The organism is Pseudomonas purpurea (assembly GCF_039908635.1).
Classification (GTDB): Bacteria; Pseudomonadota; Gammaproteobacteria; order Pseudomonadales; family Pseudomonadaceae; genus Aquipseudomonas; species Aquipseudomonas purpurea.
Genome location: NZ_CP150918.1, coordinates 5,759,614 through 5,772,706, shown reverse-complemented (window position 1 = coordinate 5,772,706; position 13,093 = coordinate 5,759,614). Strand labels below are relative to the sequence as shown.

The 13,093-nt window shown below is 57.8% G+C and carries 11 protein-coding genes; 5 read left to right on the top strand and 6 right to left on the bottom strand.

Annotated elements, in window-relative coordinates; all coding sequences use genetic code 11:
* Positions 1–57: 57 nt before the first annotated feature.
* From AABM54_RS26160 to AABM54_RS26135, 6 genes are all read right to left on the bottom strand, one after another.
* A complete protein-coding gene (locus AABM54_RS26160; RefSeq protein ID WP_347902770.1) occupies positions 58–2,379 on the bottom strand; it encodes a lipase family protein in 2,322 nt (773 codons plus the stop codon).
* The gene (locus AABM54_RS26155) at positions 2,376–3,170 is read right to left on the bottom strand and encodes a hypothetical protein (RefSeq protein ID WP_347902769.1); all 795 of its coding nucleotides are present in this window, start codon (positions 3,168–3,170) and stop codon (positions 2,376–2,378) included. The genes AABM54_RS26160 and AABM54_RS26155 overlap by 4 nt, the downstream gene beginning before the upstream one ends.
* Before the next feature lie 88 nt (positions 3,171–3,258).
* On the bottom strand, positions 3,259–4,053 hold the full coding sequence (locus tag AABM54_RS26150; RefSeq protein WP_347906300.1) for a hypothetical protein: 795 nt from the start codon (positions 4,051–4,053) through the stop codon (positions 3,259–3,261).
* 89 nt (positions 4,054–4,142) lie between these two features.
* Entirely contained in the window at positions 4,143–4,937 is a 795-nt protein-coding gene (locus AABM54_RS26145; protein ID WP_347902768.1) for a hypothetical protein, read from the bottom strand.
* Complete coding sequence (locus AABM54_RS26140) at positions 4,934–5,782, bottom strand: DUF4123 domain-containing protein (RefSeq protein WP_347902767.1); 849 nt, start codon at positions 5,780–5,782, stop codon at positions 4,934–4,936. The genes AABM54_RS26145 and AABM54_RS26140 overlap by 4 nt, the downstream gene beginning before the upstream one ends.
* On the bottom strand, positions 5,779–7,806 hold the full coding sequence (locus AABM54_RS26135) for a type VI secretion system tip protein VgrG (protein WP_347902766.1): 2,028 nt from the start codon (positions 7,804–7,806) through the stop codon (positions 5,779–5,781). Before AABM54_RS26135 ends, AABM54_RS26140 begins: the two co-directional genes overlap by 4 nt.
* Before the next feature lie 773 nt (positions 7,807–8,579).
* Between AABM54_RS26135 and tssA the strand changes: the two genes are divergently transcribed.
* From tssA to AABM54_RS26110, 5 genes are read left to right on the top strand one after another with little or no spacing between them, the layout of a single operon-like run.
* Positions 8,580–10,136 carry a type VI secretion system protein TssA gene (gene tssA, locus AABM54_RS26130; protein WP_347902765.1) on the top strand — a complete coding sequence of 519 codons (1,557 nt, stop codon included), beginning with the start codon at positions 8,580–8,582 and terminating at the stop codon, positions 10,134–10,136.
* A 32-nt stretch (positions 10,137–10,168) separates the two neighbouring features.
* The gene (gene tssB, locus AABM54_RS26125) at positions 10,169–10,672 is read left to right on the top strand and encodes a type VI secretion system contractile sheath small subunit (protein WP_347902764.1); all 504 of its coding nucleotides are present in this window, start codon (positions 10,169–10,171) and stop codon (positions 10,670–10,672) included.
* 28 nt (positions 10,673–10,700) lie between these two features.
* Positions 10,701–12,176, top strand: coding sequence for a type VI secretion system contractile sheath large subunit (gene tssC / locus AABM54_RS26120; RefSeq protein WP_347902763.1), 1,476 nt, complete (start codon positions 10,701–10,703; stop codon positions 12,174–12,176).
* A gap of 15 nt (positions 12,177–12,191) precedes the next feature.
* Positions 12,192–12,599 carry a type VI secretion system baseplate subunit TssE gene (gene tssE, locus AABM54_RS26115; RefSeq protein ID WP_347902762.1) on the top strand — a complete coding sequence of 136 codons (408 nt, stop codon included), beginning with the start codon at positions 12,192–12,194 and terminating at the stop codon, positions 12,597–12,599.
* A 4-nt stretch (positions 12,600–12,603) separates the two neighbouring features.
* Positions 12,604–13,092, top strand: a complete 489-nt coding sequence (locus AABM54_RS26110; protein ID WP_347902761.1) for a hypothetical protein — start codon at positions 12,604–12,606, stop codon at positions 13,090–13,092.
* The last annotated feature ends 1 nt before the right edge of the window (position 13,093 follow it).

Here is a 13,093-nt window from a genome sequence, read left to right as displayed (position 1 = left end):
TAGGGCAGGTCGGGCGGATAAGATGCAATGCCAACCCGACTCTCCGAGACTGAACACCTAGGCAATCGAATCAATATCCAGGTGGAAGGGGGCTCCCACCGTGTGGCCACCCGTTATTGCAGCTATCGCCCGGTCATTGTCATCGGCCGCGGGTGGGATCATTGCCAGTTGTTCCTGGGCTATGTTCTCCACATGAGCTTTCCAGCGAGGCAAATTATCCTCAGCCAGCTCGGGCATTCCAGCGAATAGACCATACACATCGATCTCGGTGACGGCCTGAACATGCAGGGTGCTTAGACGGACACGCGTATCGTTGATGTTGTCGACTTCTTTGCGAAGAGCGGTGATGGCCGCTGCTTGAGCAATGACATAGGCGTCGGGGCGCGCCGCCAGGCTGCCCGCCAGGGTGCGCAATTGCTTCTGGATGCTCGTTAACGCCCCATCCACCGAATCAAACTCACGGTCAGTGACTAATGGGCGATTGAATTTCTGAGCTTCCTGCCAGCGGCGCAGGCTGGCCCAGCAGTTTGGTATGTAGCTGACGACCATTTTGTGGTCGGCATTATCAACTATCTGTCGCAGGAATGAGCCGCGATCCGGCAGGCCGTCGGTTGCCTTCAGCGCTTTGGCACAGCCGTGGTCGTTGATGCTGCTGCAGCCTGGTTTCCAGAGGATCGAGGACTTGTGGCCTGCTCCAAAGTTAACCGGCATAAAGTGTCGCAGTGTGCCGTGGTGCGTGTAGGGTTCGCCGGTCATGTTGATCATGCCTAACACCAGCCATGACACCCCGACAGGCGGGCTCAGCACCGTCGCGACACCCTGTGCGAGGTACTCCCGCTTGGTGGACGTATTCATCCATGTCGATGGGACGCTTGGCACCGGGTCGTTGTGGTTGACGGTGCGGTGGTGAATCAGCGGCGCAGCCCCTTCTGCGAAGACTTTGTCACCGGCCCGTGGGGCACCGTAGGTGTAAAGCACAATGTCATAAGTGAAATCCGGTCGACGTCGCAGCATTTCAGACACTATCAGCGCAATCGCGCCGCCCAGGCTGTGCCCGGTGATGATCAGCTTTTGCCCGCTGTAAAACTTATCCAGGTAACGGGCTGCAAAACGATAAGCCACTTTGGCCGCGCCATAAAATCCGTTGTGCACCTTGCCAACCCCTTGTTCAAAGGGCACTTGAGTGGCATCCATGTCACGCAGGGCATCCGCCCCACTGGCGGTGCCCCGTATCGAGATCAGAATCAGCACATCATGGTGAGTGATGAAGGCTTGGGTATCGGTACCATCGTCAGCTGTACTGTCATCAAACCAGTGAATGTTTGCCGGATTTTCCTGTTTTTCACCCAGGCATGGGTTGTTAACTTCCGAGTACAGTTCTGGGTCGAAGGGCACCACTTCCAGGCGCTTGGAGTACGGCACCTCCTCATACAAGGGGTAATAGGCTTTCCCCCCGGCCTGCGCCGCATCCACCTGCCAAAGCTCGTCAAATTTTGGCAGCGCGTCACCAAACCAGTTGCCTATGCTTGGTTGCAACGGAAAGCTCACGTTGTCGGCTTCTACCGGGTGTGAAATGGGTTGCTGACCAAAGTCGCTGTAACTCAGGGTCGCCATCAGCGCCAGTTGGTACAGGTTGAGTGCGCAGAAATCGTTGCTAGGCGAGAGCATTGGGCGCAGGGCGCGCAGTGGGCGCACCTCCAGCACGCTATGCCGGTTCGGCATCAGGCCAACGCCTCGTGGTGGGCGTGAAGACGGTGCAAACCCCTGCACTGACATGGCCAGATCGTTGTGCGTGACGACAGTGTTCTTGCCACCCTCCAGAAACCCGGTCTGCTGGACCTTGGCGTTTTTTACCTGAGATTCCTGCCGAAACAACGAGAAAACATGGGCGTTTGGGGGGAAGTTACGTTTAACCAGTGGCGGCAAGTGCGCGTCAAACTCCACCAGTTCACGTACCTCAACCTGAAAGTAGCTGTGGTCTTTGCCCCTGGCGGGATTGGAGCGGGTCGGTACCCCCGATTTATGCCGAAAGCGAGTTTTCTCGGCCCGTACTTGCAGCTCGGTGATGGGCAGGGGGTAATGTTTACGGCGCATTAGTTCGCTGTAATCATCGTTACTTCCTTGGTAAGGCTGATTTAGTTTCAGCACCACCGGACCACAATAATGCTTGTCCACCTTGCCGGAACCGGTGGCGTCCAGCTTGCCGGTGTAGACAGCATTCTCATAGTCGGTGACCACATACGCCAAGCCTGCATAGGGCTTGCCGTCCCCCAACTCATCCACCAATTGAAAACTGGTCGAGTGCTCGCGTAACGGGCAGGTATGAATACGACCGTCAAAGGACGGTTTGTCATCGTCTTTCAGGGGAGCAAGGCTCATGGGGTCACCTCCTTGTTTTCGGTGCAGCCTGGGTAAATGCTGCAGTTGCGACCATCGGGCATTTTGAAGGTGCTGAAGTCCTTATAGTTACCATTGCAGTAAGCATGCTGATCTTCAAAGCTGTCTCCCATGCAGCGCTTCCAACCACCGGGTACCTTGACCCAAGTATCTCCCCAGCCAGGCTTTTCCTCATCGGCCAGCTTGATCTTCAGCTTCACGGTTTTGCCTGGGAGTTGATCGAGGGTGTACGCGGCAAACGGACGACCTTTGGTGACATTGCCCTGTGCATCGGTGTTTTTGCAGTAGAGAATTTTTACAATGCGGCGCTTAAGGCCAACCGTGCGGAACAACCACTGGCACTGCCCGGAAAACTCGCTTTCGCCAGCAGCATTGAAGGTGCCTTTGTCGTGGGGGGCGAGGTAGTCCCGCACCGCGATAAACCCGGAATCACCACCAGAGTCCCCGATGTCTTTCCCGTACGCCGCGTTGATCTCAAGCTCTATTCTGCTCACCACCAACTCGCAGCCTTTGCGGGTGCGGCGTATTTCGATCTGCGCATCGGGCTTGTATTCGGTCTGCCATTCGCGGTTGAACTGCGGTTTCAAGTTGTCACGTTTGCCCAGGTTGCAGGATTGGCCAGGGACGGGCACGTAGGTCACGGTTGCGACATAGGCAAAGTCCGGTGGCAAGTCGGCGGTAAAGGTAAAAGTGTTGGACTTACCGGTGGCTGAGCAGCCCATGCTCAGGGCCAGGCAACTGCCAAGGATTAAACGGTGAATGACGCGCTTCATACGGGGGCATCTCCCTGCCAATACAGCGTTTCCTGATAAACCCGGTCAAAGTGCATCGCCGGGGGTTCATTGGGCTGGGGTAGCCCGTTCATGGGGTCACCTCCTTGTTTTCGGTGCAGCCTGGGTAAATGCTGCAGTTGCGACCATCGGGCATTTTGAAGGTGCTGAAGTCTTTGTAATTGCCGTAACAAAAAGCGTGTTGGTCTTCAAACCCCTTGCCCATGCAACGTTTCCAGCCTCCAGGCACCTTGACCCAGGTATCGCCCATGTAGGGTTCTTCCTCATCCGCCAGCTTGATCTTCAGCTTCACGGTTTTGCCTGGGAGTTGATCGAGGGTGTATGCGGCAAACGGACGACCTTTGGTGACATTGCCCTGGGCATCGGTATTTTTGCAGTAGAGAATTTTTACAATGCGGCGCAAGCCTCCCGAGGTCCTGAAAAACCACTGACACTGCCCGGAAAACTGGCTTTCCCCGGCAGCATTGAAGGTGCCTTTGTCGTGGGGGGCGAGGTAGTCCCGCACCGCGATAAACCCGGAATCACCACCAGAGTCCCCGATGTCTTTCCCGTACGCCGCGTTGATCTCAAGCTCTATTCTGCTCACCACCAACTCGCAGCCTTTGCGGGTACGGCGTATTTCGATCTGCGCATCGGGCTTGTATTCAGTTCGCCACTCGCGGTTGAACTGCGGGTTCAGGTTGTCACGTTTGTCCAGGTTGCAGGATTGGCCAGGGACGGGCACGTAGGTCACGGTCGCAACATAGGCAAAGTCCGGTGGCAAGTCGGCGGTAAAGGTAAAGGTGTTGGGCTTACCGGTGGCTGAGCAGCCCACGCTCAGGGCCAGGCAACTGCCAAGGATTAAACGGTGAATGACGCGCTTCATACGGGGGGCATCTCCCTGCCAATACAGCGTTTCCTGATAAACCCGGTCAAAGTGCATCGCCGGGGTTTCATTGGGCTGGGGTAGCCCGTTCATGGGGTCACCTCCTTGTTTTCGGTGCAGCCTGGGTAAATGCTGCAGTTGCGACCATCGGGCATTTTGAAAGTGCTGAAGTCTTTGTAATTGCCATAGCAAAAGGCATATTGGTCTTCAAAATTGTCGCCCATACAACGCTTCCAGCCACCGGGCACCTTGACCCAGGTGTCGCCGATAGCGGGCTTTTCCCCATCCGCCAGCTTGATCTTCAGCTTCACGGTTTTGCCTGGGAGTTGGTCGAGGGTGTACGCGGCAAACGGACGACCTTTGGTGACATTGCCCTGAGCATCAGTGTTTTTGCAGTAAAGGATTTTGGTGATGTAACGCTTTGGGCCAATCGTGCGGAAAAACCACTGGCACTGGCCCGAAAACTGGCTTTCGCCAGCAGCATTGAAGGTGCCTTTGTCGTGGGGGTCGAGGTAGTCCCGCACCGCGATAAATCCGGTGTCTCCGCCGAACTCACCGATGTCCTTTCCGTAGGCTGCGTTGATATCGAGTTGAATGCTGTTCAGCACCAACTCGCAACCTTTGCGGGTACGGCGTATTTCGATCTGCGCATCGGGCTTGTATTCGGTCTGCCACTCGCGGTTGAACTGCGGGTTCAGGTTGTCACGTTTGTCCAGGTTGCAGGATTGGCCAGGGACGGGCACGTAGGTCACGGTCGCAACATAGGCAAAGTCCGGTGGCAAGTCGGCGGTAAAGGTAAAGGTGTTGGGCTTACCGGTGGCTGAGCAGCCCACGCTCAGGGCCAGGCAACTGCCAAGGATTAAACGGTGAATGACGCGCTTCATACGGGGGCATCTCCCTGCCAATACAGCGTTTCCTGATAAACCCGGTCAAAGTGCATCGCCGGGGTTTCATTGGGCTGGGGTTGCCAGTTTTTTGGTGGGGTGTAATCCGGCGCTTGCAAGCTTTGCGTCAGTAAAAAATGAATGCTGTCCGGTTCCTGCCAACCCCAGGTGTGCGCCAGGTCGAACTGGCCGCGTAGCCAGGTATCAATGTCCTGCTGCTGGGCCAGGCTGAGCAGGTTGTCGGTGTGTTCGCGGACCAGGTAGCGGCGCGTATTGTCGAACTGTACGCCCTTGAATGTGGCTTCTGGCGTAGGGGTATGACACCAGGCGGGGTCTGTTGGCAGCGGGTACTGGCCCGGCGCGGGGTTGTCAGTGACCCTCCATTGCTCAACCTGCCAATAACATACGCTGGCCATCGACCCCAGATACTCCGGGCGCTGTTCAGGTGGCAGGTAGGCCAGCGCACGTGCTAACACGCGGTTATCGTGGAAACGATAGACGGCTTGATGGGGGCGTTCGCCAGTCACCAGACGCTCGCGCCAATGGGCGCTCAGCGTATCGAGGTCGGTGTTTTCAGCGCTGGCCAGCCAACCCCAGTTGCGCTCTGGCGACGTGAGCAAGGTCCGGAGCGCCGGGAGATCAAACGAGTCGAGTTCAAACAGGTACGGCCCGTTTTTCGCCAGCGACTCAGCGGGTGTACCAATGTACAGGTTACGGTAGCGCTGAGTTCCCAGCTCGCTGACCAACGTATTGCGCTCATCTGCTTGCCCGAGGGAGTCCAGCACCAGGTAAAAGTGCCGCCCTGTCGCGGACTGGTCGTGTAGCCATTGCTCCAACGTGCTCATGCGTTATCTCCAATACTGCACAGGCCATCGCGACAAGCCTCGCAGAGCGGGCAGTAGTCAGTCGCTCTTTGCTGGGTCTCTAAAACGAGGGATTGCGGACTGAGGATGATGGCAGGCAGTTCACTAGCCAGCGCCTCTGTTGCTTGCAGTGGCGCCATACCGGGCACGGGCGCCCCGCCCTCGACAATGGCCACGCTGCTGAAAATCCCCGCTGCATTGATCACGAGGTGGTGGCCGCCAGCCTTGAGCGACAGGCTCATCCCTGCGTCGATCACCACCTGGGCGGCGGTGAGGTGCGCGTGGGGGCCGGCCTGAATCACCAGCGTGCCGCCCGCCGTGGTGCTGCTGTTGCCGGTGATGCTGATTAATTCGTTGCCGCCGACAACGGTGTTGCGCACGCCCTGGGTGGTGTGCAATTCGTCGCCCTTGATCAGGCTGTGGCTGTCGCGCGTGATCTGTTCGCGGCGGTCGTTGCCGATTTTGGTGTCGCTGTCGTTGAGGATCAGTTGTTCGAGGTCGCGCTGGGCGCGCAAGTAGATTTTTTCCTGCCCGGCGCGGTCCTCAATCGACAGTTCGTTGTAACCACCGGTGTGCGGAGAGCTTTGGCTGCGCAGTACGGTTTTGGTTTTGTTCGCGGGCAAGAGATGGGGTACGGACGTGACCTTGTTGGGCACGCAACCGGTAATCAACGGTTGGTCGGGATCGCCTTCCAGGTAGGTCACGACCACTTCCATACCGATACGCGGGAGGGTCACAGCACCAAAGCTCTCTCCCGCCCAGCTCGATGAAACCCGTAGCCAGCAACTGCTTTTATCGCTGTTGAGTTCCGCCCGGTCCCAGGGCAGCTCGACCTTTACTCGGCCAAACTCATCACAAAAGATCTCCTCTCCAACCGGCCCGGTGACGCGGGCGGTCTGGCTGACCTGCACGGTTTTTCGCGGGCGCAGCGGTGGACGGTAGAACACGTCCCATGGGATGGCGCTGAAGCGGTTGCGGTAGCCTTGCGTGAAGCCGTCTTGCGGTTTGACGTCGCTGGTGATGGCCTCTTCCAGCACCTGAGGCTGTTTCCCCTGGTGCGTCACACTGAGCAATAGCCACAAATCGTTGCAGGACTTGCGCGGGTGTTCGGTCAAGTCGAAGAAGTGACCGCTACGCAGAGTCGGCTGGTCACTTTTGCCCTCGGCCAACTGGTAATCGGTACGGTGCCGCTCAAGGGCTTGGCGGGCGAGTTGTTTGCCGCGCTTTTCATTCTCGATAGGCGCCGGGTAGCGATAGTCTTCGAGCGCAGGGCTGAACTCGGCGGTGAAGCTGCTTTCCAGCAACTGACTCGGGCGTTTCAAGTCATAGTCGCGGCACGTAGTGGTGCTGGTACGGGTGCTGAAGCGTTGGGAAAACTGGCTGACGGTCGGGTTGTCTGCCACCTGGCCAGAGCCTTGCTGATAAGGGGTTTCACCCAATTTGGGAAACCAGGCCTGATCATCGGTGAACACCAGCAGATGGCCTTCAGGCGAATGCTGATGGTGCCACGCGATACCGTCCTCGGCACACAGGCGCTGGACGAACTCAAAATCACTTTCCCCATACTGGGTGCAATAGTCGCGCACCGGGCGGGTACTGACCTTGAAGGTAAAGGCATCCGCCTGAATACCGTGACCTTTGAGCACCTGCGCAATGATGTGCGGCACCGTCAGGTTCTGGAAAATCCGTTGCTGATGGCTGAACTGCAAATAGTGCAGCGCGGGCACCAGGGTCAGTTGGTAATGGGTCAGGCGTTGACCGCTTTCACCCACCAATACCTCTTCGATACGGCCATGAATGCCTTCGCCCTTCAGGCCGAACTGGAGAAAGGCGGGTTGGCTGAGCAGGCTTTCCAGATCGAAATCAGGGTGCTCGCTGACCAGTGACACCTGGATTGCGTACAAGGCGCTGATGGCTTCAGTCCCTGCAAAGGCCAGTACCTGGAAGACGTTGCGAACAGCAGGGATTTGAAGTGCGAAGTGCGCAGTGTTGGCCGACGCAAACATACGCTTATCCTTAAGCTGGGAGGCGATGAAGCGCGATGCCCAGGCCATCCTTGGCCTGCACGCGTAAATTGCCGGGCACGCTAACAAGATGGCAAAAGGATGGCTGTAGGACGACTCCCGAAGCTCAATCAGAAACTTCCGCACTTCAGGATGGTCGGCAGCGACTGCGAGGGGTCATGAAATGATGCTGAGTTAATTCCTTACCCATAGTGAAGAGAAAGCCATCGATACTGTTGGCCGCAGCTCAATGTGATGGGGGTAAGTTCATGTGTTTTTCGCGGTGCATGGCCGAAATTGAGGTGTTTGCTGAAATACGAAGTGCTGTCAGATTAGTGGCACTTTTTTATTGGCTGTTGTCGCCTATCGGCTTGGAAATTGACTGCAGCAACTTTTCAGAGATTTCCTACATTTATCAGTTTTTATTCTAGTCATGCTTTTCGCCGGTCTCAGAGAGCGACTGTATCAATGATTCCGGTCAGGTCTGCGAAACCCTCTGGCTCAACGGTTTCGGGGCGATTGGCAGAAAGCGACAATATTAAACTGACATCAGGGTCTCCCCTGTCACATATAGGGAGATCACCTACGCGCTACAGCGAACACTTCGTCTTGTTGTTTAATCGGATGCTTGCTAGTGGCCATCATCGTGAGTACGATGCGCCGACTTATAGAGCACGACACTCAATCGGATGAGTCTTTTACGATGCTCTTGATACTGTCCAGCGCCGCCGAAACTTCGGCTGGTGATTCGACCGTTATCTCAATAAAGGCCATGGATGTCCTACTCAAGCAAACTCTCTGCTCATTACCTTGAACTCGCTAAGTCCTCTGTTTCCAAAGAGAATTTTGCGGGCGAGGATGTTCGCTTTTCGAGCGAATTCGAAGCGTTGGAGAGTGAATTGGGCAAAGCCCAATCCATGCACGAAAGCGGTCAGATCGACTGGCTGAAAATCCTCGAAAACAGTGAAACCCTGCTGCGAACCCAGTCCAAGGATTTGCGCGTGGGCGCCTGGCTGACGTGGGCGCTGTACCAGCGCGAATCGTTCCAGGGCTTGCTGGCGGGCATCGGTTTATTGCATTACCTGTGCGAGAAGCACTGGGAGCAGGTGCATCCGGCCAAATTGCGCACCCGCGCCGCCGCGGTCGGTTGGCTGGTACCGCGCCTGGAGCAGGTGCTCAGCGAGAACGTTCCGATCAAGGAGCAGTTGCCGCTGTTCCGCCGCCTGGTGGAAAACCTTGAAGGCCTGGACACTGCGCTGACCCAGCACCTGGGCGATGACGCGCCGCTGTTGCTGCCGATCTGCCGCCGCGTCAAAAACATGGTCCAGCGCGCCGCCGACAACCAGCCGGAACCCGGTGCGGTGGGTGCGGTGGTGGCCCAGGTCAAGCAGGCCGCGACCCAGCTGTTCACCCCCGGCGCCCCGATCGATAACGAAAAAGAAGCCCACAAGGCCCTGCGCGCGCAGCAGGAAAATGCGCGCCCGCTGTGCGCCTGGTGGCTGAAACAGAAAGCCACCGACCTGCGCGCCCTGCGCCTGAACCGCACCTTGCTGTGGTTGCCGATCGACGCCGTGCCCGAGCGTAACGCCGAGCAGATCACCGCGCTGCGCGGGCTGCCGGCAGACAGGCTGAAGACCTATCAGGACCGCTTCGACCAAGGTAAATACGCCGACCTGCTGGTGGAACTCGAAGCTAGCCTGGGCAAGGCGCCGTTCTGGTTCGACGGCCAGCGAATGGTCTGGGAGTGCTTGCAGAACCTCAACGCCGAACTGGCCATGCGCGAAGTGGAAATCCACTTCGCATTGTTGATTCAGCGTCTGCCGGGGATCGTCGAGCTGCGTTACCACGACGGTGCGCCGTTCGCCGACCCGGCCACCCGTGCCTGGATCAGCGCCAACGTGATGCCCCATCTGCAAACCGCCAGCGCGCCGCGCAAGGTCGAAGTCAGCGCCAGCCAACCGGCGTGGGAGCTGGCGCTCGAAGAAGTGCTGCCGGTCCTGCGCAAGGACGGCCTCAAGGCCGCCGTGCAGGTGCTCAAGCAGGGCCTGCAAGCCGCACAGGGCGGGCGCGTACGGTTTTTCTGGCAGTTCAGCCTGGCGCGGCTGTGCTTCCAGGCCAAGAAGTACGAACTGGCCAAGACCCAGCTCGAAACCCTCGATTCAGAATTACAGAACTCAGGCTTGCACGCCTGGGAGCCTGATCTTGCGTTGGAAGTGCTGCACCTCCTGCATAGCTGCTGTGAGTTGTTGCCGCAGAACCACGCAGTGCGAGAACGCAAGGAAGAGATTTATCGCAGGCTGTGCCACCTCGACCTCGAAGTGGTACTCGAATAGGCCCCAGGGCCACAACCGCAAGGAGAAAAGCCATGGCCAAAGAAGGCTCGGTAGCCCCCAAGGAACGCATCAACGTCACCTTCAAACCCGCCACCGGCGGTGCTCAGGAAGAGATTGAACTGCCGCTGAAACTGCTGGCAATCGGTGACTACACCCACCGTGCGGACGAACGCAAAATCGAAGATCGCAAGCCGATCAGCATCGACAAGATGACCTTCGACGAAGTGCTCGCCAAGCAAGAGCTGAGCCTGACGCTGAGCGTGCCTAACCGCCTTCAGGAAGACAGCGAGACTGACGAGCTGGCAGTGAAACTGCGCGTCAACTCGATGAAGGACTTCAACCCGGCCAGCCTGGTCGAGCAAGTGCCTGAGCTTAAAAAACTGATGGAACTGCGCGATGCGCTGGTGGCCCTCAAAGGTCCACTGGGTAACGCCCCGGCCTTCCGCAAAGCCATCGAAGGCGTTCTCGCCGACGACGAATCCCGCGGTCGCGTACTGGGTGAGCTGGGCTTGAACGCCGCAGCCTCGGACGCCTGAGTCTCCATCAGCCAAGGAAGCCAACACTATGAGCACCAGTGCAGCACAGCAGAAAGACAACGAGAGCGGCGAGTTCAGCATTCTCGACAGCATCATCGCTGAAACCCGCCTGACCAAGGACGACGAAGCCTACGACATCGCCAAGCGCGGCGTGTCGGCGTTCATCGAAGAACTGCTCAAGCCGCAGAACAACGGTGAGCCGGTCAAGAAGGCCATGGTTGACCGCATGATCGCCGAGATCGATGCCAAGCTCAGCCGTCAGATGGACGAAATTCTTCACCACCCTGACTTCCAGTCCCTGGAATCGGCATGGCGTGGCCTGCAGTTGCTGGTCGACCGCACCAACTTCCGCGAAAACATCAAGATCGAAATCCTCAACGTCTCCAAGCAGGACCTGCTGGACGACTTCGAAGATTCGCCGGAAGTGATGCAGGCAGGCCTGTACAAGCACATCTACACCGCTGAATACGGCCAGTTCGGTGGTCAGCCTGTGGGCGCGATCATCGCTAACTACTACATGTCGCCAAGTTCGCCAGACGTGAAACTGATGCAGTACGTGTCCAGCGTCGCCTGCATGTCTCACGCCCCGTTCATTGCGGCGGCCGGCCCGAAATTCTTCGGCCTGGAAAGCTTCACTGGCCTGCCGGACCTCAAGGATCTGAAAGATCACTTCGAAGGCCCGCAGTTCGCCAAATGGCAGAGCTTCCGCCAGTCCGAGGACTCGCGTTACATCGGCCTGACCGTGCCACGTTTCCTGCTGCGCAACCCGTACGATCCGGAAGAAAACCCGGTGAAATCGTTTGTGTACAAAGAAACCGTCGCCAACAGCCACGAGCACTACCTGTGGGGCAACACGGCCTACGCGTTCGGCACCAAGCTGACCGACAGCTTCGCCAAATTCCGCTGGTGCCCGAATATCATCGGCCCGCAAAGCGGTGGCGCGGTTGAAGATTTGCCGTTGCACCACTTCGAAAGCATGGGCGAAATCGAAACCAAGATTCCGACCGAAGTGCTGGTGTCCGACCGTCGTGAATACGAACTGGCCGAGGAAGGCTTCATTTCCCTGACCATGCGTAAAGGCAGCGACAACGCCGCGTTCTTCTCCGCAAGCTCGGTTCAAAAGCCGAAGTTCTTCGGCATCAGTGCCGAAGGCAAGGCTGCAGAGCTGAACTACAAGCTCGGCACCCAACTGCCGTACATGATGATCGTCAACCGCCTGGCTCACTACTTGAAAGTGCTGCAGCGCGAGCAACTCGGTTCGTGGAAAGAACGTACCGACCTCGAGCTGGAACTCAACAAGTGGATCCGCCAGTACGTGGCCGACCAGGAAAACCCGAGCGCCGAAGTCCGTGGCCGTCGTCCGCTGCGCGCTGCCCAGATCATCGTCAGCGATGTTGAAGGCGAGCCTGGCTGGTACCGCGTCAGCCTGAATGTGCGCCCGCATTTCAAGTACATGGGTGCCGATTTCACCCTGTCGCTGGTTGGCAAGCTGGACAAAGAGTAAACCCGGAGCTCACTCATGACTGGATACGGCAGCCTTTTCGAACGCCTGGGTGGCGACGCGGACAAACGCGTCGGCTGGAGCCGCGAGGCCTCCGCCATGGCGTCGGTGGCTGCCCATCTGGCCAAGATGCTCAGCACCCGTGCGGGCAGCGTGCAAACGCTGTCCGATTACGGGTTACCCGATCTCAACGACATGCGCCTGAGCCTGCACGACTCTCTGAGTCAGGCCCGCCTGGCCATCGAAAGCTTCATCGAAGCCTACGAACCGCGCCTGAGCAATGTGCGTGTCGTTTCACTGCCGCGTGACAACGACCAGCTGCGACTGTCCTTCAGTATCGAAGGCCTGTTGGAGGTGGAAGGTTTCAAGCGTCAGGTCAGTTTTGCCGCGCGCCTGGATGGCAGTGGCCAAGTCAAGATCAACTAGGGACATGCAATGGGCAGTTCTGAACCAGGGTGCGATGGTCATGAAGGGACGTAGCGTTTTGCTGTTGATTGCCCTGACCTTTGTGGCTGTGGTCTCAGGCGCCTGTTATGTGAAAGTGGAGGCGGGACGGCTGGCTCATGTCTATTCCACCACTTGGAACGACAGCGAGACGTGCTACATCAACTCCTACATTCCCCAGTACTCGGCCCTCGGTGTCGCCGGAAGCCTGGTGCGCATTTTCGCCAGCGAAGCCTATTTCAAGGTGTACGCCAAGGACGGGACATTGCTGAGGTCGTCCGAATGGATGATCTGGCAGAACGAGTTCACGGTGGACGAGGCTTCGCAGTGGGCATTCAACCGCGCGATCTATCCGACCGTTAAAGGTTATCAGGGCTGGTCTGTTCCGGAGTGTGGTCAAGCCAGGGTCAGTCAGGCTTTTTTCGCGCCACCGTCAGCCAACAACGCCCCCTTTGAAACCGGGGGGGACAGCTGAA